Consider the following 21306-nt stretch of genomic DNA (forward strand, 5'->3'; position numbering starts at 1 on the left):
AGCTCCACTAGCTCCCCCGCCCAGGAGATCCGATGCCACAGAGATTCGCCCTTTATTACGCCCCCGACGTCCATGACGCGCTATGGGACCGCGCCACGATCTGGCTGGGCCGCGACCCGGCCGATTCCCGAACGATCGAAGGGGCGCTGGCGGGCATGGAGCGGACGCGGCTGCTCAATCTCACCCAATCGGCGGGGCGCTACGGCTTTCATGCCACGATCAAGCCGCCCATGGCGCTGGCGGAGGGCCGGAGCGAAGACGATTTGCGCGCCGCCATCGCGACCTTCGCCGCGGCTACAGCGCCGGTGCCGCTCGGAAGGCTGGTGCTGGCCGATCTCGACGGCTTCCTGGCGCTGGTGCCCGAGGCCGAGAACGAGGCCCTGCAGGATTTCGCCGCCCGGGTGGTGGAGGATTTCGAGCCGTTCCGCGCGCCGCTGGATGCGCGCAGCCGCGCCGCCCGCGCCAAGGGGCTGAGCGAGCGGCAATTGGAACTGCTGGATGGCTATGGCTATCCCTACGTGTTCGACCAGTTCCGCTTTCACCTGACGCTGACCGACCGGCTGGGAGACTCGGACCGGGAGGAGTTGCGCGCGGCGGCCCAGACCTGGTTCGGGCCGGTGCTGGACACCGAGATGGTGCTGGATCGCCTGTCGCTCTACCACGAGCCGGAAAGCGGCCTGCCCTTCCGCCGCATCGCCGACTTTGCCCTCAAGGGATGACAACAGTGTCCGAAACCATTTTCCGCAATGCCCGCATCGTCCTGGCCGACGAGACCATCGAAGGATCCATCCGCATCGCGGACGGCAAGATCGCCGCCATCGACAAGGGACCATCGCAGAGCGGAGAGGACCTGGAGGGCGATTACCTCATCCCCGGGCTGATCGAATTGCATACCGATCACCTCGAGAACCATTACCGGCCCCGGCCGGGCGTGTTCTGGGAGCCGCTGGCGGCCCTGCATGCCCATGACGCGCAGGTGGCTGGCTCCGGCATCACCACGGTGTTCGATGCGGTGCGCATCGGCTCGGATGCGGACCTGCCGGACATGCTGGAACATGCCGAAAAGCTGGTGCAGGCCGTGCGCTCGGGGAGCGAGGGCGGCTGGCTGCGGGCCGAGCATTTCATCCATCTGCGCTGCGAATTGCCCAGCCATGACGTGGTGACGCATTTCGAGGCCCTGGCCGACCATGCCTCGACGCGCCTGGCCTCGGTGATGGACCATACGCCGGGGCAGCGCCAATTCCGCTCGCTGGCCGATTACAAGCGCTTCTATGCCAAGCAGATGGGCCGCAGCGCCGAGGACCTGCAGGCCTATCTCGATGCGCGCCAGAAGGAGCACGAGCTCTATTCGGACAAGAACCGCAAGGCCATCGTGGCGCGGGCGCATGAGCTGGGCCTGGCCATTGCCAGCCATGACGACGCCACCATCGCCCATGTCGAGGAGGCCGAAGCCGATGGGGTGGCCATCGCCGAATTCCCCACCACCCTGGAAGCGGCCTCGGCCGCCCATGATGCCGGGCTGGCGATCCTGATGGGCGCGCCCAACGTGGTGCGCGGCAAATCGCATTCGGGCAATATCTCGGCCACCGACCTGGTGGCGGCGGGCCTCCTGGACATTCTCAGCTCCGATTACGTGCCCTTCGCCCTGTTGCAGGCCGCTTTCCTGCTGCCACGGCGCGTCGAGGGCCTTGACCTCAGCCAGGCCTTGGCTACCGTGACAGCCAATCCGGCGCGCGCCGCCGGACTGGACGACAGGGGCGAAATCGCGCCGGGCAAACGCGCCGATCTGGTGCGCGTGGCCGCCGATGCGCCCCTGCCGGTGGTAAGGGCCGTGTGGCGCGAAGGATCGCGGGTGAGTTGAACGACAGGAAGCCGGGCGTCTTGGTTCTGGTCATCGGCCCTTCGGGGGTCGGCAAGGACACGCTGATCGGCGGGGCCCGCACGGCACTGGACGGCGACAAGCGCTTCGGCTTCGTGCGGCGCCTGGTGACCCGCCCGGCCGATATCGACCTCGAAGACCATGTCAGCCTGGACCTGGCCGAATTCGCCCGCGCCGCCGAGGCAGGCCGCTTCGCCCTGACCTGGCAGGCGCATGGGCTGGACTATGCCCTGCCCATCGGCGTCGATACCGACCTGGCGCTGGGCCGGGTGGTGGTGGCCAATATTTCCCGCCATGCCGTGCCGCTGGCGCTGGCAAAATACCGACTCTGCCGGGTGGTGCAGGTCTGCGCCGAAATCTCGCTGCGCGCCGAAAGGCTGGCGCGGCGGGGCCGCGAAAACCGCGACCAGATCGTGGCGCGCCTGGCCCGCGAGGGCGCCGCCCTGCCCGATGCCGTGACGCCGATCGTCATCGACAATTCCAGCTCGATCGGCATCGGGGTGACCGCCCTGGTGATGGCGCTACGGCAAATCGCCGAAGAATGAACATTTTTCGTCCTGACGCGTTGGACCAATCGAAGAAAAAAGCGTCAGGAGTTCTCCAGTGTCCCGCAATAGTCTTTTTGCCGTGATTGCCGTCCTGGCCGTCGCGGTCATTGCTTTCGCCATCTACACCTATCAGCAGGAACAGGCCCGCCCCGGCGTCGAGGTGCGGGTCGACGAGACAGGAATATCGATCGATGGAAATGGCTGAAGACAATAGCGGCATGCGCCGGCAGGCCATCGCCACCGCGCTCGCCGCCGAAATCGAGCGGCAGGCCCAGACCGGGGCCTCGCGTATCGATGTCGATGCCCTGGCCGAGGCCGTGGACCTGGCGCTCGATCCCACGCCGCCCGCCTCGGAAGGCAAGCGGCCCGCCGAACTCAATGCGACCAATGACGATTGAGGGGGCGGCAGGCTATTTGCGCCGGACCTCACGCGAAGGCATGAGTGCCACGACCTCGCCCTTCGACAGGCTCAGGGTGAGGTCTGCTGCTGGGCCTTCACTTTGATCGTCGTTTCCCCTGACCGCCGTCACCACCGGGCTTGTCCCGGTGGTCCATGCCCCTCGCGAGATGGATTGCCGGGACAAGCCCGGCAATGACGGCCAGAATAATATCGAGCTATCCAGGGACCGAAACCAGCATCCAACAAAAGCCGGTGGCCCCGCCACCGGCTTTTTCATGCCGCTTCGCCGTCCTGGACGGCCTGGCTGACGGCCAGGTGGGCGGTTTCTATATTGGGGAAAAGCTGGCCATCGATGGCGAAGGCCGGGAGCTTGACGGCGAGGAACCGGTAGCCTTCGGCATCGGGCACGACGACGCCCTGGGGCTCGCCGCCGACTTCGATCACGATGGGCCTGAGCCTTTCGGCCCGGTTCAAACTGTTTTCCTGCATTGGTGGGTACTCCACTTGCGCGTCGGGTCATCGACGGATGCGCCATCCCTGCGGGAGGCGGCATCTCGGGCCAGCGACACGGATTCTATCGATTCAGTGAGACGGGGATGTGACGGCGGGTCACATTCGTTTGCTGCGACAGGATCCTTGCCAGCGTTTGGCGCCGCGATTTCGGAGTACTACGGTCGAACACGCTGCATGGAGAGTGAAGGTCGTCGATGTCGGCATCGTCATTCCTTTCCTTGCGGTGTTAGACGGATCGGGTTTGACCACGCCATTGCGGCGCAGCAAAGGCAAGATAGGGGAGCCTTTGTGCTTTTGCCAGACCACGACGATGCGTAAAGCGACAAAAAAGCGAAAAACCCTGCTCGACTTTGGTCTAGCCGTAATAAACTGACCTGACAAGTCATATTTGGACCCACCTTTGCCCGCTTGCGCAATGGCGGGCAATCTGGTCTTGTTTTTCCCCTGTTCAGCGTCCCCGTCAGTCCATGACGGGTGGGAGGGGAAACGTGTCCGACGAAGAATTGCCGCCCGCAACACGCGGCAAGCGGGGTGCAAAGCCGTCCGGCAAACCGACCCTCAAGACCATTGCGCAAATGACGGGCCTGGCGGTGACCACCATTTCGCGCGCGCTCAACAATGCGCCCGAACTGGCGCAGGAAACGCGCGACCGGGTGCAGAAGATCGCCGCCGAAATCGGCTATCTGCCCGACCGTGCCGCCCTGCGACTCAAGACCGGGCGCACCAATGTCATCGCGCTGCTGCTCGAACCGGACGAGCAGATCTATGGTTTCGGCACCAATCTGGTGACCGGCATTACCGAGGCGCTGCGCGACACCGCCTATCACCTGGTCATCACGCCGCTCTTCCGTAATGTGCCGCCGATCGAGCCCATCCGCCATATCGTGCGCAACCGCATGGCGGACGGGGTGATCTTTTCCAAGGCGGAAATGTTCGACGAGCGCATCCGCTTCCTGCTCGACAGTGATTTTCCCTTTGTCAGCCATGGGCGCAGCCGCTGGCCGGAGCCGCATCCCTTCGTCGATTTCGACAACGAGGCCTATGCCTATGGCGCAACAAAGCGCCTGGCCGAGCGGGGATGCCGCAAGGTCTCCATCGTGCTGCCGGACAGCGCGCTGACCTATACCGAGCATCTCAAGGCGGGCATTGCCCGGGCGGCGGCGGAGACCGGCATCGCCTATGAATTCGCCGCCGACGTGAACCTGGGCAGCGCCACCGACGCCATCCGCAATTACGTGATCAAGCGCGCCAAGCGCCCCGATCCGCCGGACGGCTATGTCTGCGCCTCGGAAGTCTCGGCGCTGGCGGTGATCGGCGCGCTGACCGATGCGGGGCTGGTGCTGGGCAAAAATGCCCATGTGGTGACCAAGCAATCGACATCGATGTTCATGCAGTTCCAGCCCAATGCGGAAACGGTGCAGGAAGATTTCGCCGATGCCGGCCGCCATCTCGGCCGGCTGCTGCTGCGCCAGATTTCGGGGGAGACCGAAGGGCTGACCCATATCGCAGAGCCGAAATTCGAGTGGGCGGGTTAGGGGCAAGGTTCCAGACCAAGCGCTCACAAGAAGACCTCATGGTGAGCTGGTCGAACCACGAGGTCGGGTGCGCCGAAGGCTGAGTGCCACGACCTCGCCCTTCGACAGGCTCAGGATGAGGTCTACTGGTGTTTCCATCGCAATGAGAAATGACTCAGAAGCAAGCAGGCCGCTCTAGGCGCCCGATTCCAGCTCTTCCCTGAGCATTTCCAGTTCCAGCCATTGCTCCTCGGCGGCGGTCTTTTTGGCTTCGGCCGCTTCGAGGGCCTTGGATTTGGCGGCGAAGCCGGCGGGGTCCCGGGTGTAGAAGGCCGGATCGGACAGGGCGGCGTTGAGCGCCCTGATCTCGGCATCGAGCTTGTCGATATCCCTGGGCAGGGTTTCGAGGGCGTGCTTTTCCTTGAAGCTCAGCTTGCGTTTCGCCGTCGCGGCCGGCGCGGGACTGTCGGCCTTCGGCCTGGTGGCTCTGGCGGGTTTTTCCGTGGCGCGGGCGGTGACGCCCTGGCCGCGCTGGGCCACCATGTCGGAATAGCCGCCGGCATATTCGGTCCAGCGGCCATCGCCTTCGGCCATGATGACGGAAGTGGCGACCCGATCGAGGAAGTCACGATCGTGGCTGACCACGACGACGGTGCCGGCATAGTCGGAGACCATTTCCTCCAGAAGGTCGAGCGTTTCGAGATCGAGATCGTTAGTCGGCTCGTCGAGCACCAGGACATTGGAGGGCAGTGCCAGGGCGCGGGCCAGGGCGACGCGGGCGCGCTCGCCGCCGGAAAGCTTGCCGATGGGTGTATTGGCCTGTTCGGGGGTGAACAGGAAATCCTGCATATAGCCCATGACGTGCTTTTGCTCGCCATTGATCAGCAGCGTGTCGCTGCCGCCGCCGGTCAGCGCGTCGCGCAGGCGCGTCTCGGGTTCCAGCCGGGCGCGGCCCTGGTCGAGCATGGCCAGTTCGATGGCCGCGCCGAGCCTGATCGTGCCGCTATCGGGGGTGAGCTGGCCGGTCAGCAGCTTGATCAAAGTGGTCTTGCCGGCGCCGTTGGGGCCGACGATGCCGACGCGGTCGCCGCGCAGGATACGGGTGGAGAAATCCCTGACGATGGGGCGGGCGCCGAAGCTCTTGGAGACGTTTTCCGCCTCGGCCACGAGAGCCCCGGAGGTGCGGCCCTCGCTGACGGCAAGGCTGACATTGCCGGTGACGCGGCGCTGGTCGCGGCGCTCCTGGCGCAGATTGGCGAGCTTTTCCAGCCGCCCCACATTGCGCTTGCGGCGGGCGGTGACGCCATAGCGCAGCCAATGCTCCTCGCGCACGATCTGCCGGTCGAGCTTGTGGCGGTCCTTTTCCTCCTGTTCCAGCACCTCGTCGCGCCAGGATTCGAAGGCGGAGAAACCCTTTTCGAGGCGGCGGGTGACGCCGCGATCGAGCCAGACGGTCGAACGGGACAGATCGGAGAGAAAGCGCCGGTCGTGGCTGATCAGCACCATGGCCGAGCGCATCTGGCTCAATTCGTCCTGCAGCCATTCGATGGCCGGCAGGTCGAGATGGTTGGTCGGCTCGTCGAGCAGCAGCACATCGGGCTGGGGGGCGAGCACGCGGGCCAGGGCGGCGCGGCGCCCCTCCCCGCCCGAGAGGGTCCCGGGATCCTCATTGCCGCTGAGACCCAGGGCATTGAGCAGATATTGGGCGCGATAGGGATCGTCGCCCGGCGTCAGGCCGGCCTCGACATAGGCGAGGATGGTGGCGAAGCCGGTGAGGTCCGGCTCCTGGGGCAGATAGCGGATGGTGGCGCTGGGCTCGGCGAAGCGCCGGCCGCCATCATGCTGAATCAGCCCGGCGGCGATCTTGAGCAGGGTGGACTTGCCCGAGCCGTTGCGACCGACCAAGGCGATGCGCTGGCCGGGCGAGACGATGAGCTCGGCCGCCTCCAGCAATTGGGTGCCGCCGAAGGTGAGCTGGATATCCTGAAGCGAAAGAAGTGGTGGTGCGGCCATGACAAGTCCGGGGAAACTGGCCCGGATAGAGCATAGGGGGGCAAGGAGATCAATCGGAGACGAAAAGACCGGTCAGGACGTTGAGGATCCTGACCGGTCCGGGGAGACGGTAGCAGCAAGCCCCGTCGTGTTACGGCGCCGGACCCACAGGCCCCAAGGGGTCGGCAGCGCCATGGCCTCTATCAACCATGCAATAACATGATTGTCAAACTCATATTTGACTGTCGCACTCAGATTCTCGCTCAGAGCGCGACGACGGCCTCGATGCTCTCGTTCACCGCCTCGGCGGTGCTGATGCCCAGGCGTTCGCGGATGACGCGCTTCTTGGCGGCCAGATCGGCGACGGTATGGCGGCTCAGCACTTCGAAAAAGGCGCCCAGGGCCTCGCGCAGCGCCCCGTTGAGATCGCATTCCCCGATCAGGGGGCAATCGGCGCCCTCCTCGAAGCATTCGGCGAGGGCGAAATTTTCCTCGGTGAGGCGGATGGTATCGAGCAGGGTGATCTGGTCGGCAGGCTTGCCCAGCTTGATGCCGCCATGCCGCCCGCGCACCGTCTGCAACAGGCCGTTTTCCACCAGGGGCTTGATCAGCTTGAACAGGAACAGTTCGGAAATGCCATAGGCCCGGGCGATCTCGGCAACCCGGCTCAGTCCGGGCTCGTTAACGGCGCAGTAAACCAGCGTGCGGATGGCATAATTGGATTGGCGGGTCAGTCTCACGAGGCGTCTTTCCTTGGCGTCGATGCCCCAAGAAGGGCGGCGTCATTCGTTCTATCGTGCGTCGCAGCTTATAACCATTCTAAAAAATGTCAATTAATCTTGAAATGCGCTGTCATGTTTTTGCGGCAATCCGGATGCTGGACAGGCGCTTATGTTCGTTTTAGGAATTTAATAGGTGGAGGGCCCGCCGATGGACAAGACGATCACGCGCGCCATGCTTTCGGAACGGACGGCCAGCGCCACGGCGCTGGGGCGCCCTGACGTGGCCGCCATCGAGCAGCGCATGTTCGAGCTGATCGGCGGCGCGCTGATGGCGGGCGAGAGTGTGAAGCTCACCGGCTTCGGATCGCTGCAGGTCCGCGCGCGGGCCGAGCGCGTGGGCCGCAATCCCCGGACCGGCGAGGAGCATCGCATCGCGCCGCACCAGACGGTGGTTTTCATCCCGGGCGCCAAGCTGCGCGCGGCGCTGCACCGGCCGGGGCGCGGCAAGGGTCAGAAATAGCGATTGAAGAGCGGCAATTCGGCCGCCCCGATGGCCGGCGCCATGGCGCCGTAGCGGCCCCGGACCACGCGGGGCGCCTCGAAGCCATGCACCGGCAAAGCCTCCAGCTCGGTGCTGAACCGGGCCACCAGCTTTTCGGTGATTTCGGACGCCAGCACGCTGTCGATGATCAGCAGCGGCGCCTCGACCATGGTGGTGGCATTGAAGGCGGTGCGGGCCAGGGCCCTGGCGCCGTCGGCGATCCAGGCGTCGAGTTCGGGGCCGATGGCGGCCCAGTTCCATTGGTCGCGAATGGCGAGATCGTGCGGCTTGCCCGCGGCCGCCAACCGCCGGCACAGCGCCTTAAGCGAGGCGATTGAATGGACATGGACCGGCCCATCGGCATCGAGCTGCACCAGCATGGAGCCCAGATTGGCGGCATTGCCGGTGGGCCCGCTCCACAGGACCCCGTCCCCCACCACGCCCGCCGCGACATAATGGGAGACCAGAAAATAGATGATATTGGCCGGGCGCGGCTGCGGCAGCGCGATGAGTTCGGCCCAGCAGGCCGCATTGCCATCATTATAGACAAAGACCTCGAGCCCGGTACGGGCGACCAGCTCGGCGGCCGGGTCCAGGTGCCGCCATTGCGCGACCTGGGTTTCAGGCGCGCCGAGCTGGCCGAGATTGTCGGCCAGGCGTCCCGGCATGGCAAAGCCCAAATCCAGCAGGCGTCCAGCCGACTCGGCCGGCACCAGCGCCCGCAGTTCGGCTACGGCGCCTCCGATCTGATCGAAGATCGTCTCGGCGTCGGGATAGGAATAGTCGAGATGACGCTGGCCCAGAACCTGGGCATGCATGTTGAGCAGCACGATTTCGGCATGGCGCCAGCCCAGTTCGACGCCAATGGCGAAGCCGCCATCGCTTTTGAGCAGGATGGGCGTGGCCGGCTGACCGCGCCGCCCCCGCAAGGCCGGGCCGCGCTCCACCAGGCCATCGCGCTCCAGATTGGCGAGAATGGCCGATACGGTCTGCGGCGCCAGCCCGGACATGCGGGCGATCTCGGCATTGGACACGCCGGAATTGAAGGCCACCACGGTCAGCACGGTCCGCTCATTGGCCTGCCGCAGGCCCTTGTGCCGCATGGCCCGGCCGCCGGCATCGAAAATATCCCGTGTCGGCCCCGCCGCTTTGGACATGAGAAAAGCCCAGATGTTCAGGGCGCCGCCAGGCGACGCCTCTACCAAGATGCAATCAAATCAATAGGTTCCGCCGCCGCCCGGACTGAAACCTGGAAGGATGGCACCATAACATCATGGCGCGGCCATTGCGCCAAGCCCTATCGCAAGGCGCGATGGCTCCATCGCCTCCCTTCCTTTGGACCATCCAAGAGCGCGGGGCCGTTCGGGGCCTATTGTGGAAGTGTTGCGTGGGAAAGTGGCCCTCGGGTCAAGCCCGAGGGTGACGAGCGGTGGGTAACGTGGCTGCGCGACAAACGCAGCCCCCTGGACGGGGGAGGCTCTTCGCACGAAGCGCTCAGGCGCCGGCCTGGGTAAGCCGGGTGAGGGTCGCCTCGGGCAGGCTGAGCCGGACGCCGCGGGCCAGGCTCCGGACCTGATCGACGGACGTGGCCGAGGCGATGGGGGCGCTGACGCCGGGTTGGGCGACCAGCCAGGCCAGGGCCACTTCGGCCGGGCTGGCATCCAGCTCGGCCGCCGCCGCATCCAGCGCCTCCAGGATGCGCAGGCCCTTTTCGTCGAGATAGCGGCCGACGCCGCCGCCGCGCGGCGACTGGCCCAGATCGGCCTCACTGCGATATTTGCCGGTGAGGAAGCCCGATGCCAGGCTGTAATAGACGATGGCGCCGACCTCGTTTTCGAGGAGGTAGGGACGCAGGGCCTCGAATTCGGCGCGGTCATAGAGATTGTAGCGCGGCTGGGTGACCTCGTAGCGCTGCAGGGATTTGACGATGGCGGTCTGCTGGGCGGCCGCCATCATGTCGGCGGTGTAGTTGGAAGCGCCGATGGTGCGCACCTTGCCGGCGCGGATCAGCGTGTCATAGGCGGAAAGGGTTTCCTCGTGCCCGGTTTCGGGATCGGGCCAATGGCTGAAATAGAGGTCGATATAATCGGTCTGTAGGCGCCGGAGCGAAGCCTCGACGCCGGCGCGGATGGCATCGGCCTTGAGCCCGCCGAGCTGCTTGGCGGAATTGACCTTGGTGATGATATGGACGCGGTCGCGATTGCCACGCGCCTTGAGCCATTTGCCGATAATGGTCTCGCTCATGCCCGGCGGATTGCCCGGCACCCAATTGGGATAGCCCTCGGCGGTGTCGATGGCGGTGAAGCCGGCTTCGACAAAGGCATCCAGAATGGCGAAGCCCCGGTTCTCGTCCACGGTCCAGCCGAAGACATTGCCGCCCAGAACGAGCGGTTCGATCACCAGTTCACTGCGTCCGAGGGGGCGACGATTCATTGCTTTTCTCCATTGGGTTCCGCGGCATCAACGTCCGGGCCGGTATTTTGTTCGTCCGCGCCGGCGCGCGGAGCGCACCAATAGAGCGCTTCGGCTATGGCGCGAAACGAGCCGGCCAGGTCGATATAGGCAAAGCCGGCCTCGCTGTCGTCCTCATGGCGCAGATAGATGAAGGTGCCATGGCGGAGCCGGTCCAGCAGCCAGCCGGATTCATCGTCGAACCTGGCGCCATAGGGCCCCTCGCCCGCCCGCGCCATCATGGTCCGGTCCTCGCGATCGGCCGTCATCAGCCAGGCGCCGGCGCCCCCGCCGGCCCGGCTGTCATGGATATGGACGCCGACGGAGAAATCGGCCTCGCAGCGCACGGCCAGGCAGGTGAAGTCGGTCGAGGTGGAGTGGCGCGCGCAGCCCAGGCTCGCCCGGTCGCCCTCGCCCGGCAGGGGCGAATAATGCCATCCCGGCGCCTGCGCCAGTGCAGGCGCGGCGAGCGAGAAAAGAATAAGGCTCAGGACTTTGGCGCTATGGGATCGCATCAACGGGCATGCTTGTCGAGGACGGCGCCGCGGTCAATAAGCGGTTTGAAGCGCCGAACCGATTCATAAAAAAGCGTCCATACTTGTGGATAGCTAATAGGCACGTCTCGAAATTGACCAAATGGTCAGCGATTCTCGTTGCGCTCCCTTCCATTCTAGGCTTTTGTGTGGCCAAGCCTCCGGCGCCATGGCGTTGAGAAGGCGTATTCAGGAACGGGAGAATAATCCATGCACTCATCACTGACCCGCATCGCGGCGGTGCTTGTCGCCTCGACGATGCTTGCCGGTGTTGCCAATGCCGAGACGATCCGCTGGGCGCGCTCTTCGGACGCGCTGACGCTGGACCCGCATTCGCAGAACCAGGGCAATACGCATACCCTGGCCCACCACATCTACGAAACCCTGATCGGTCGCGATAATGACGGCAGCCTGACGCCGCGCCTGGCCACCGAATGGGCGCTCAAGGACGGCGATCCGACCGTGTGGGTGTTCAAGCTGCGCGAAGGCGTCAAGTTCCACAACGGCAACGACTTCACCGCCGAGGACGTGGTCTATTCGATCGAACGCGCCAAGAGCGAATTCTCGAACATGAAGCAGCTGCACGCCGAAGTGCAGTCCGTCACCGCCGTCGACGATCATACCGTCGAATTCCAGATGACCGGCCCGGCGCTGATCTACCCGAACAACCTGACCAATACCTTCATCATGGACAAGACCTGGTCGGACGAGCACGACCTGGCCGTGGTGCAGGACTTTGCCAGCGGCGCCAGCAATTATTCGGTGCTCAACACCAATGGCACCGGCCCCTATACGCTGGTGTCGCGCGAAGTCGACGTGAAGACCACCCTCACCTATAATGAAGGTTGGTGGGGCGAGAAGCCGCCGGTGACCGATATCGAATATCTCACCATTGCCGATGCGCAGACCCGCATCTCGGCCCTGCTCTCGGGCGAAATCGACATCGTCCAGGACGTGCCGCCGCAGGATATCGAGCGCCTCAGCAATACGGCAGGCTTCAAGGTCGAAATCGGCCCGGAAAACCGCTTCATCTATTTCGGCTACAAGTTCGGCGACGAGCCGCTGAAATCCTCCAACATCACCGATTCCAACCCCTTCAATAACCCGCTGGTGCGCGAGGCCATGGAACTGGCGCTTGATCGCGACGCGATCCAGCAGGTGGTGATGCGCGGCCAGTCGATCCCGACCGGTATCCCCAACCCGCCCTTCGTGCGCGGCTGGACCGAAGAGCTCGACGCCTATCCCGCTCCGGACGTGGAAAAGGCCAAGGCCCTGATGGCCGAAGCCGGCTATCCGGACGGCTTCTCGGTGACCCTGGACACCCCGAACAACCGCTATGTCAACGACGAAGCCATCTCGACCGCCTATGTCGGCATGCTCGGCCAGATCGGCATCAACGTCACCCTGGCCTCGCGCCCGGTTGCCGAACACAGCCCGATCATCCTGGCCAACGAATCCGACTTCTACCTCTTGGGCTGGGGCGTGCCGACCTTCGATTCGGCCTATGTCTTCAACGACCTGATCCACACCAAGACCGAACTGCATGGCACCTATAATGTCGGTCTCTACTCGAACCCGGAACTGGACGAGAAGATCATCGCCCTGGGCACCATGGATGACATGGACGCCCGCGATGCGACCGTCGCCGAGATCTGGGACGTGGTGAAGGCCGACCGCGTGCTGCTGCCGATCCATAACCAGGTTCTGGCCTATGCGATGCGCGAAGGCGTGACCCTGCCGGTTCAGCCGGAAAACCAGCCGAACATGACCACGGTCACTTTCGAGTAATCATCATCAATCCAGAGCCGCCGCGTGGAGCCTCGTCTCGCGCGGCGGTTCGTATTTGAGGGGGTGCCATGCTCGCCTTCATTGCCCGGCGGCTCGTGCAGTCCGTCATCGTCATGCTCGTCGTGGCGTTCATCGCTTTCCTGGTCTTCCGTTATGTCGGCGATCCGCTGGCCGCCCTGCTCAGCCAGGACGCCAAGCAGGCGGACTATGATGCCGCGCGCGAGCGCCTCGGCCTCGACCAGCCGTTCTATGTCCAGTTCTATTATTTCGTGATCAATGCGCTGCAGGGCCAGTTCGGCATTTCCTACCGGCTGCAGCAGCCGGTGAGCCAGTTGATCCTCGAACGCCTGCCGGCGACCATCGAGCTCGCCTTCGCCTCGGCGACCATCGCGCTGGTCTTCGGCGTGCTGCTCGGCATCTATACCGCGCTGCGTCCCCGCGCCTTTTCGACCGGCGTCATCATGACCGGCTCGCTGGTCGGAGTGTCGCTGCCCACCTTCCTCATCGGCATCGGGCTCATCTATGTCTTCGCCGTCGAGCTCAAATGGCTGCCCTCCTTCGGGCGGGGCGAGGTGGTGCAGATCGGCTGGTGGCGGACGGGCCTGCTGACCCAATCGGGCCTGCGCTCGCTGGTGCTGCCGGCGATCACGCTGTCGCTGTTCCAGCTCACGCTGATCATGCGCCTGGTGCGGGCGGAAATGCTCGAAGTGCTGCGGACCGATTATATCCGCTTCGCCAGGGCGCGCGGCCTCAGCCAGCGGGCGATCAATTTCGGCCATGCGCTGCGCAATACCATGGTGCCGGTGATCACCATTACCGGCCTGCAGCTGGGCTCGGTCATCGCCTTCGCCATCATCACCGAGACGGTGTTCCAGTGGCCGGGCGTGGGTTCGCTGTTCGTCAATTCGGTCGCTGCCGTCGACGTGCCGGTCATGGCCGCCTACCTGGTCTTCGTGGCCCTGGTGTTCGTGGTCATCAACCTCATCGTCGATATCCTCTATTTCATCGTCGATCCGCGGCTCCGCGACGGCGCCAGAACCGGGAAGTAGCATCGTGACAGATCTGCCCCATTCACCCGAACAACCCGTCGTCGCGGTGGAGACCTCGCGCTGGAAGACTTTTCTCAAGTCCGACATCGTGTGGTCCTACCGGCACTCGCCCGTAACCATCGTGGCGTCCATAGTGGCGCTGCTGCTGATCCTGATGGCAGTGTTTGCGCCCCTGCTGGCGCCCTATAATCCGTTCAATCCGGCTACGCTCAACCTGATGGACGGCTTCACGCCGCCCAATTCGTCGTCCTTCTCGGGCAAGTATTTCGCACTCGGCACCGACAGCCAGGGCCGCGACATGCTCTCCACCATCATGTATGGCTCGCGCGTGTCGCTGTTTGTCGGCTTCATGGCGACACTGTTCGCCATGGTCATGGGCGTCGGGCTGGGCCTGGTCTCCGGCTATGTCGGGGGCGTGGTCGACGCCATCATCATGCGCGTCGCCGACGTGCAGTTGAGCTTCCCCGCCATTCTGATCGCTCTTCTGATCTTCGGCGTTGCGCGCGGCATCATTCCGCCCAACCAGCAGGAAGGGGCCGCCGTCTGGGTGCTCATCGTCGCCATTGGCCTGGCCAATTGGGCTCAGTTCGCCCGTACCGTGCGCGGCGCGACCATGGTGGAGCGCCAGAAGGATTATGTCTCGGCCGCACGCCTCCTCGGCGTCAATCCGATCATCATCCTGCTGCGCCATGTGCTGCCCAATGTGCTGGGCCCGGTTCTGGTGATCGGCACGATCAGCCTGGCCCTCGCCATCATCGAGGAAGCCACGCTTTCCTATCTAGGCGTCGGCGTACCCCCGACCCAGCCCTCGCTCGGAACGCTGATCCGCATCGGCCAGCAATTCATGTTCTCTGGCGAATGGTGGATCATCCTCTTCCCGGCCATTACCCTCATCCTGCTCGCTTTGTCGGTCAACCTCCTGGGTGACTGGCTGCGCGATGCCCTCAACCCGAAGTTGCGCTGATGACCGAGCCCGTTCTTTCCATCAAGGACCTCGTCGTCGAGTTCCCCTTCCGGGACGACGTGTTCCGCGCCGTCAACGGCGTTTCCTTCGACATCATGCCGGGCGAAGTGGTCGGCGTGGTGGGCGAATCGGGTGCCGGCAAATCCATGACCGGCTCGGCCGTGATCGGGCTGATCGAGCGGCCCGGCCATATTGCGGGCGGGGAAATCCGCCTCAAGGGCGAGCGCATCGACAATTTGCCGGAGGAGGCCAAGGCCAAGCTGCGCGGCAAGCGCATCGGCATGGTCTTCCAGGACCCGCTGACCAGCCTCAACCCGCTCTATACGGTGGGCGAGCAATTGGTCGAGACCATCCGCACGCACTTGCCGCTCAACGAGGCGCAGGCGCGACAGAAGGCCATCGACCTGTTGACCGAGGCCGGCATTCCCAAGGCGGCCGAGCGCATCGATTCCTATCCGCACCAATTCTCGGGCGGCATGCGGCAGCGCGTGGTCATCGCCCTGGCCATCGCCGCCGAGCCGGAACTGATCATCGCCGACGAGCCGACTTCGGCGCTCGACGTCTCGGTGCAGGCCCAGATCATCAAGGTCCTGAAAAAGCTGTGCTCGAGCCATGGCGCGGCGGTGATGCTCATCACCCACGACATGGGCGTCATCGCCCAGACGGCCGACCGCATGGTGGTGATGCATCACGGCAAGGTGGTGGAAACCGGCACGGTGGGCGACATCATCCGCCGCCCGCGCGAGGCCTATACGATCAAGCTGATCCAATCGATCCCCACCATTCTCCGCCAGGAGCACGCCGCCACCCCGGCAGAGGCCGCCAATGACGACGGGGCCTATGTGCAGGTGAAGAACCTGGTGCGCGATTTCGAGATCGGCAAGGGCAGCTTCACCAAGCTGTTGCCCGGCAAGACGGAAATCTTCCGCGCCGTCAACGATGTCAGCTTCTCCATATCCAAGGGGGAAACCTTCGGGCTGGTGGGTGAGTCGGGTTCGGGCAAATCCACCTGCGCCAAGATGATCGTGGGCCTGCTGCGGCCCACTTCAGGCCAGATCATTGTGGACGGCCACGACATCTGGGCCGGCGGCAAGGGCCATCAGGAGCGCCGCAAGCGCGTGCAGATGATCTTCCAGGATCCCTATGCCAGCCTCAATCCGCGCTGGCGGGTGGCCGATATCATCGCCGAGCCGATGCGCACGCTGGGCATTGCCCGCAACCGCTCGGAGGTCGACGACAGGGTCGCAGAATTGCTGCGCCGGGTGCGGCTCGACCCCTCGGTGATGCGGAAATTCCCGCATGAATTTTCCGGCGGCCAGCGCCAGCGCATCGCCATTGCGCGGGCGTTGTCGAGCCAGCCCGAATTCATCGTCTGCGACGAGCCCACCTCGGCTCTCGACGTGTCGGTGCAGGCGCAGGTGCTGGACCTGATGAGCGAGCTTCAGTCCGAATTCGGACTGACCTATCTGCTCATCAGCCACAACCTGGCCGTGGTGCGGCAGATGTCCAATGCCGTCGGCGTGCTGCATAATGGCGTGCTGGTCGAAAAGGGCCCCACAGACGCCATTTTCGACAATCCGCAGGCCGATTATACCAGGATGCTGCTCGACGCGGTGCCGGACATTTCCAAGGTCGCCTGAGCACGCAAATGCGGGGGGCGTGTGTGGCAAAGCCGGCCCCTCGCCTCCCCTTTTGACGGTTTCGAGCCGCCCGGCGGGCAAATCGCCTCCCCACGGATCGCCACCCTCGGGGGTGACCCAAGGGTTCCTTGTTTTTGGGTGTATCGCAAACGCCCTCGGGTCTAGCCGGAGAGTGACGATCCGTGGGTGGGGGTGGTTCGGTTATCCCCTGATGCCCCCTCCCTCAAGCCCTAGTCTTAAGGATGAGGGAAGCAAAAGAGCCGCGATGCCAGCTAAACCCGAACCGCTCTAGAGCTCGATCCGCCGGCCCTCCTTGCCCGAGAGGATCAGTGCGTCGATGAGCCGGTGCACATGGAGGGCGGTATGGCCGGTCGAACGCGGCTGGCGATGCGTGCGGACGGCCTCGACAAAATCCTCGATCTGGGCCTGGTGCCAGTCGAAGGGGAAGGCCATGGGGTCCGCCCCGCCGCCGGAATTGCTGGCTTCGCCCACGATTTCGGTGCGGCCATCCAGCCAGTTGAGCGTGAGATTGCCGCCGGTCAGCGTGGCGCTGGCCCGGTCGAAATTGAGCGTCAGGCTCTCGGCGGCGCCGGGGTAATTGGCGGTGGTCGCCATCAGCGCGCCCACCGCGCCATTGGCGAATTCGAGGCCGCCGGCGACGAAATCCTCGGTCTCCATGCTGTGAAGGCCCGTGGTGGCCGCCAGCGCCGTCACCGCGCTGGCCGGACCGGTAAGGCTCAGCATGAGATCGAGCGAATGAATGGCCTGGGTGATGAGCACGCCGCCGCCATCCTGCGCGAAGGTGCCGCGGCCGGGCTTGTCGTAATAGCCCTGTTGCGGGCGCCACCAGGGCACGGTGAGATGAACGGCGTGAAGGCTGCCCATCGCGCCGCTCGCCACCTGCGCGGCCAATGCCTCGGAGGCGGCGCGGAAACGATGCTGGAAGATGATGCCCAGGGTGACGCCGGCAGCATCGCACAGCGCGACCAGGCGCTGGGCCGCCTCGGTGGAGCGCTCTACCGGTTTTTCCATGAGCACATGCTTGCCGGCCGCCGCCGCCGCGGCGACGATGTCCTGGCGGGCATTGGGCGGAGTCAGCACCAGGATGGCCTCGACCGCTGGATCGGCCAGGAGGGCTTCGTAACTGGCGGCGGCGGGCAGCTCGTATTCGGCGCAGAAGCGCTTCAGCTCCTCTTCATTGCGCCGCCAGACGCCGCGCACATCGACCTTGTCGCGCAAGGCGCCGAGCGCCAGGGCATGCGGCTTGGCCCCCATGCCCGCGCCGATCACGCCCAATCCGAATTTGCCCTGTTCATGCGCCATTCAGCCGCTTCCTCCTATGCCTTGGTCGCGCCATGATCGCGGCGCTCCATCCCCGTTTTGGGGCAGATATGAGGGGACTTAGCATGAAACTGGCCGGACTTGTTGCAGCGCTTTTCGTGGCGGTCGGCATTGCGCTGGCCGGCTGGTTCGTGGGCACTTCGCTGGTGGAAAGCCGCCAGCCGCTGCGTACGGTGACCGTCAAAGGCCTGTCCGAACGCGCCGTGCAGGCCGATCTGGGCTTCTGGCCGATCCGGTTCGTGGCCACCGGGCCGACGCTGGAAGCGGCGCGGGCGAGCCTGGAAAATTCCGAGGCGTCGGTGCGAGCCTTTCTCGCCGACCGCGGCTTCGGGGAGGGAGAAATCCAGGTGCAGAACGTGCTCGTGGAGGATCGCGCGGCGGGCTACAATGCCGGTTCCACCCCGGACGAATACCGCTTCGTTCTGACCGAGGACATGCTGGTGACCACCGACAAGGTGACCGAGCTGGCCGAAGCCAGCCGCTCGGTGGCGGACCTCTTGCGACAGGGCGTGGTATTCTCCTCGGACAGCTACAGCGCCGGGGCGTCCTTCGTCTTCACCAATATCAACGACCTCAAGAGCGAGATGCTGACCGAGGCGACGCAGCGCGCCAAGGAAACCGCAGCGCAATTCGCCAGCGAATCGGGCGCGCAGGTGGGCGATATCCAGACCGCCAATCAGGGCGTGTTCGAAATCCTGCCGGCGGTCGACATTCCTAATGACCGGCCGGAAAAGCAGATCGACAAGAAGGTGCGCGTGGTGACGACGATCACCTATTTCCTGGTGGACTGATCTCTTCGAGCTCGATCAGCGTGCCGTCGAAATCCTTGGGATGAAGGAAAAGGACGGGATTGCCGTGCGCGCCGATCCTGGGCCGGCCATCGCCCAGGATGCGGGCGCCTTCGGACAGCAATCTGGCGCTGGCGGCGGCGATGTCGGGCACTTCGAAGCAGATATGGTGCATGCCGCCGGCCGGGTTCCTGTCGAGAAAGGCGGCGATGGGAGAATCTGCGCCCAGCGGTTCGAGCAGTTCGACCTTGGTATTGCCGGTATCGACGAAGACCACGGTGACGCCATGCTCGGGCAGCGCCTGAGGCGAGCCCACATCGGCGCCGAGCCGGTCGCGATATTTCGCGGCGGCGGCGGCAAGGTCCGGCACGGCGATGGCGATGTGATTGAGGCGGCCGATCATCGGTTGGACAGCCTTCCCTCGATTTCGTTGAGCACGGAGAAGGCCGCGTCGAGCACATTGGTGCCGGGCCCAAAAATGGCGGCGACACCGGCATTATAGAGGAAGTCGTAATCGGGCTCGGGAATGACCCCGCCGACAATGACGGTCACGTCGCCCAGGTCGCGCGCCTTGAGCGCCTCGATCAATTCGGGCACCAGCGTCTTGTGCCCCGCCGCCAGCGAGGAGACGCCGACGGCATCGACCTTGAACTCGCCGGCATGGGCCGCCACTTCCGGGGCGGTCTCGAACAGGTCGCCCATATGGACGGTGAAGCCGAGATCGGCAAAGGCGCTCGCGATGATCTTGGCGCCGCGATCATGCCCGTCCTGGCCCATCTTGGCGATGAAGATGGCGGGCGCCCTGCCCCGCGATGCCTTGAAGGCCGCGATGCGGTCGGTGACCGAGCGGAGCTGGGGGTCGTCGCCATAGCCGCCGGCATAGACGCCGGAAATCACGCGCGTCACCGCGCGATGGCGGCCGAAGGCATCTTCCATGGCCTGGGAAATCTCACCCAGGCTGGCGCGGGCGCGGGCGGCCTCGATGGCGGCTTCGAGCAGATTGCCCTCGTCCTTGGCGGCGAATTCGCGCAGGGCGGCGAGCATGGACTGACACTTCGCCTCGTCGCGCGTCTGGCGGATACGCTGGAGCTGCGCGATCTGCTCGGCGCGGACCTTGGCATTGTCGATCTCGCGGACCTCGATCTCCTGCTCGCTTTCCACCCGGTAGCGATTGACGCCGACAATGACGTCCTCGCCCCGGTCGACCCGGGCCTGGCGCAACGCGGCGGCCTGCTCGATGGCCATTTTCGGACCGCCCGACTGCACGAAGGCGGTCATGCCGCCCTGGGCCTCAGCCTCCGCGATCAGGGTGCGGGCGCCCGCGACCAGGTCGGCGGTGAGCGCCTCGACATAATAGGAGCCGCCCAGGGGATCGACCACGTCGGTGATGCGGCTTTCGTGCTGGAGAATGAGCTGGGTATTGCGGGCGATGCGGCTGGAAAACTCGGTGGGCAGCGCGATGGCTTCGTCGAAGGAATTGGTGTGCAGGCTCTGCGTGCCGCCCAGCGTGGCGGCCAGGGCTTCGATGGTGGTGCGCACGATATTGTTGTGCGGGTCCTGCTCGGTCAGCGACACGCCCGAGGTCTGGCAATGGGTGCGCAGCATCTTGGAGCGCGGGTCCTTCGCGCCCAGATCGGTCATGATCCCGCTCCAGAGTTTTCGCGCGGCGCGCAACTTGGCCACCTCGAGGAAGAAGTTCATGCCGATGCCGAAAAAGAACGACAGGCGGCCGGCAAAGGCATCGATATCCAGGCCCCGGCGCTGGGCCGCGCGGACATATTCCATGCCGTCGGCCAGGGTATAGGCCAGCTCCTGCACCGCCGTCGCCCCCGCCTCGTGCATGTGATAGCCGGAAATGGAGATCGAATTGAATTTGGGCATGTGCCGGGCGGTGTGGTCGATGATGTCGCCGACAATGCGCATGGAGGGTTCGGGCGGGTAGATATAGGTGTTGCGGACCATGAACTCCTTGAGGATGTCGTTCTGGATGGTCCCTTCCAATTGCTCCTGGCGCACCCCCTGCTCCTCGGCGGCGACGATGAACATGGCCAGCACCGGAATGACGGCGCCGTTCATGGTCATGGACACGCTCATCTGGTCGAGCGGAATGCCGTCGAAGAGGATTTTCATGTCCTCGACGCTGTCGATGGCCACGCCGGCCTTGCCGACATCGCCGACGACGCGGGGATGATCGCTGTCGTAGCCGCGATGGGTGGCGAGATCGAAGGCGACGGAGAGCCCCTTCTGCCCCTTGTCCAGCGCCTGGCGATAGAAGGCATTGGATTCGCGCGCCGTGGAGAAGCCGGCATATTGGCGGATGGTCCAGGGCCGGTTGGCATACATGGTGGCGCGCACGCCGCGCGTGAACGGTTCGGCCCCGGGCACTTCGCCATCCGGGCCGAGATAGACCGGCTTTACCGCGATGCCGCCATAATCGCGATCGAGCGATGAAAGCGGCGTATCGCGGAGTTCGCGCTGGGCCAGGGCGGCCCATTTTTCACGGTCAGACATGGGTGAACTCCATATTTTCACGCGCCGAACGGCACCTCCCCCTCGACGGGGGAGGCTGGGAGGGGGTGCGGGAGCCGGGATATCGTGGCTCTCACTCCCCATTCTTGATCCCTCCCCGCGAGGGGGAGGGTG

At 64.8% G+C, this 21306-nt stretch carries 22 protein-coding genes; 13 read left to right on the plus strand and 9 right to left on the minus strand.

The window, feature by feature from the left end; translation table 11 throughout:
• Positions 1-32: 32 nt before the first annotated feature.
• The 5 genes from A3840_RS09310 to A3840_RS09325 are packed head-to-tail and all read left to right on the plus strand — an operon-like array spanning position 33 to position 2825.
• Complete coding sequence (locus A3840_RS09310) at positions 33-719, plus strand: DUF1045 domain-containing protein (protein WP_067455290.1); 687 nt, start codon at positions 33-35, stop codon at positions 717-719.
• Positions 716-1861 (plus strand): alpha-D-ribose 1-methylphosphonate 5-triphosphate diphosphatase, encoded by a 1146-nt coding sequence (locus A3840_RS09315; protein WP_082903775.1) that lies wholly within the window; start codon positions 716-718, stop codon positions 1859-1861. The genes A3840_RS09310 and A3840_RS09315 overlap by 4 nt, the downstream gene beginning before the upstream one ends.
• Positions 1858-2424, plus strand: coding sequence for a phosphonate metabolism protein/1,5-bisphosphokinase (PRPP-forming) PhnN (phnN, locus tag A3840_RS09320; protein WP_067455296.1), 567 nt, complete (start codon positions 1858-1860; stop codon positions 2422-2424). The genes A3840_RS09315 and phnN overlap by 4 nt, the downstream gene beginning before the upstream one ends.
• Before the next feature lie 58 nt (positions 2425-2482).
• The gene (locus A3840_RS19700; RefSeq protein WP_165603161.1) at positions 2483-2632 is read left to right on the plus strand and encodes a hypothetical protein; all 150 of its coding nucleotides are present in this window, start codon (positions 2483-2485) and stop codon (positions 2630-2632) included.
• Positions 2619-2825 carry a hypothetical protein gene (locus A3840_RS09325; RefSeq protein WP_067455299.1) on the plus strand — a complete coding sequence of 69 codons (207 nt, stop codon included), beginning with the start codon at positions 2619-2621 and terminating at the stop codon, positions 2823-2825. Before A3840_RS19700 ends, A3840_RS09325 begins: the two co-directional genes overlap by 14 nt.
• 275 nt (positions 2826-3100) lie before the next feature.
• Here the strand turns inward: A3840_RS09325 and A3840_RS09330 are convergent, their stop codons facing one another.
• A complete protein-coding gene (locus tag A3840_RS09330; protein WP_067455302.1) occupies positions 3101-3316 on the minus strand; it encodes a hypothetical protein in 216 nt (71 codons plus the stop codon).
• A gap of 205 nt (positions 3317-3521) precedes the next feature.
• Here A3840_RS09330 and A3840_RS19440 point away from each other — a divergent pair, with 205 nt between their 5' ends.
• Both A3840_RS19440 and A3840_RS09335 read left to right on the plus strand, forming a co-directional pair.
• A complete protein-coding gene (locus A3840_RS19440) occupies positions 3522-3713 on the plus strand; it encodes a hypothetical protein (RefSeq protein ID WP_131798291.1) in 192 nt (63 codons plus the stop codon).
• 115 nt (positions 3714-3828) lie between these two features.
• Positions 3829-4875 carry a LacI family transcriptional regulator gene (locus A3840_RS09335; RefSeq protein WP_067455305.1) on the plus strand — a complete coding sequence of 349 codons (1047 nt, stop codon included), beginning with the start codon at positions 3829-3831 and terminating at the stop codon, positions 4873-4875.
• 174 nt (positions 4876-5049) lie between these two features.
• On the opposite strand, the gene A3840_RS09340 is transcribed toward A3840_RS09335, so the two are convergent.
• Both A3840_RS09340 and rirA read right to left on the minus strand, forming a co-directional pair.
• The gene (locus A3840_RS09340; RefSeq protein ID WP_067455308.1) at positions 5050-6867 is read right to left on the minus strand and encodes an ABC-F family ATP-binding cassette domain-containing protein; all 1818 of its coding nucleotides are present in this window, start codon (positions 6865-6867) and stop codon (positions 5050-5052) included.
• Positions 6868-7109: 242 nt separating this feature from the next.
• Positions 7110-7586 (minus strand): iron-responsive transcriptional regulator RirA, encoded by a 477-nt coding sequence (gene rirA / locus A3840_RS09345; protein WP_067455311.1) that lies wholly within the window; start codon positions 7584-7586, stop codon positions 7110-7112.
• A 190-nt stretch (positions 7587-7776) separates the two neighbouring features.
• Between rirA and A3840_RS09350 the strand changes: the two genes are divergently transcribed.
• A complete protein-coding gene (locus A3840_RS09350) occupies positions 7777-8088 on the plus strand; it encodes an HU family DNA-binding protein (RefSeq protein ID WP_067455314.1) in 312 nt (103 codons plus the stop codon).
• On the opposite strand, the gene A3840_RS09355 is transcribed toward A3840_RS09350, so the two are convergent.
• The 3 genes from A3840_RS09355 to A3840_RS09365 all read right to left on the minus strand — a co-directional run bounded on the left by A3840_RS09355 (position 8079) and on the right by A3840_RS09365 (position 11075).
• Positions 8079-9266 carry an ROK family transcriptional regulator gene (locus A3840_RS09355; RefSeq protein WP_067455317.1) on the minus strand — a complete coding sequence of 396 codons (1188 nt, stop codon included), beginning with the start codon at positions 9264-9266 and terminating at the stop codon, positions 8079-8081. The two genes, A3840_RS09350 and A3840_RS09355, sit on opposite strands and share 10 nt — an antisense overlap.
• A gap of 337 nt (positions 9267-9603) precedes the next feature.
• On the minus strand, positions 9604-10542 hold the full coding sequence (locus A3840_RS09360) for an aldo/keto reductase (RefSeq protein WP_067455320.1): 939 nt from the start codon (positions 10540-10542) through the stop codon (positions 9604-9606).
• On the minus strand, positions 10539-11075 hold the full coding sequence (locus A3840_RS09365; RefSeq protein ID WP_067455323.1) for a hypothetical protein: 537 nt from the start codon (positions 11073-11075) through the stop codon (positions 10539-10541). Before A3840_RS09365 ends, A3840_RS09360 begins: the two co-directional genes overlap by 4 nt.
• Positions 11076-11303: 228 nt before the next feature.
• Between A3840_RS09365 and A3840_RS09370 the strand changes: the two genes are divergently transcribed.
• From A3840_RS09370 to A3840_RS09385, 4 genes are all read left to right on the plus strand, one after another.
• The gene (locus A3840_RS09370) at positions 11304-12881 is read left to right on the plus strand and encodes an ABC transporter substrate-binding protein (RefSeq protein ID WP_067455325.1); all 1578 of its coding nucleotides are present in this window, start codon (positions 11304-11306) and stop codon (positions 12879-12881) included.
• Between the two features lie 68 nt (positions 12882-12949).
• The gene (locus tag A3840_RS09375) at positions 12950-13930 is read left to right on the plus strand and encodes an ABC transporter permease (RefSeq protein ID WP_067455327.1); all 981 of its coding nucleotides are present in this window, start codon (positions 12950-12952) and stop codon (positions 13928-13930) included.
• Positions 13931-13976: 46 nt separating this feature from the next.
• A complete protein-coding gene (locus A3840_RS09380; RefSeq protein ID WP_067455330.1) occupies positions 13977-14894 on the plus strand; it encodes an ABC transporter permease in 918 nt (305 codons plus the stop codon).
• Positions 14894-16534 carry an ABC transporter ATP-binding protein gene (locus tag A3840_RS09385; protein WP_067455333.1) on the plus strand — a complete coding sequence of 547 codons (1641 nt, stop codon included), beginning with the start codon at positions 14894-14896 and terminating at the stop codon, positions 16532-16534. Before A3840_RS09380 ends, A3840_RS09385 begins: the two co-directional genes overlap by 1 nt.
• A 288-nt stretch (positions 16535-16822) precedes the next feature.
• Here A3840_RS09385 and A3840_RS09390 read toward each other — a convergent pair whose 3' ends face one another.
• Entirely contained in the window at positions 16823-17857 is a 1035-nt protein-coding gene (locus A3840_RS09390; protein ID WP_067455336.1) for a Gfo/Idh/MocA family protein, read from the minus strand.
• 83 nt (positions 17858-17940) lie between these two features.
• Between A3840_RS09390 and A3840_RS09395 the strand changes: the two genes are divergently transcribed.
• Positions 17941-18666 (plus strand): SIMPL domain-containing protein, encoded by a 726-nt coding sequence (locus A3840_RS09395; protein WP_067455339.1) that lies wholly within the window; start codon positions 17941-17943, stop codon positions 18664-18666.
• Here the strand turns inward: A3840_RS09395 and mce are convergent.
• Complete coding sequence (gene mce / locus A3840_RS09400) at positions 18644-19066, minus strand: methylmalonyl-CoA epimerase (protein WP_067455342.1); 423 nt, start codon at positions 19064-19066, stop codon at positions 18644-18646. The two genes, A3840_RS09395 and mce, sit on opposite strands and share 23 nt — an antisense overlap.
• Positions 19063-21189 carry a methylmalonyl-CoA mutase gene (gene scpA / locus A3840_RS09405; protein WP_425388845.1) on the minus strand — a complete coding sequence of 709 codons (2127 nt, stop codon included), beginning with the start codon at positions 21187-21189 and terminating at the stop codon, positions 19063-19065. The genes mce and scpA overlap by 4 nt, the downstream gene beginning before the upstream one ends.
• Between the last annotated feature and the right edge of the window lie 117 nt (positions 21190-21306).

Origin of the sequence: Devosia elaeis (genome assembly GCF_001650025.1) — a bacterium.
GTDB lineage: Bacteria > Pseudomonadota > Alphaproteobacteria > Rhizobiales > Devosiaceae > Devosia > Devosia elaeis.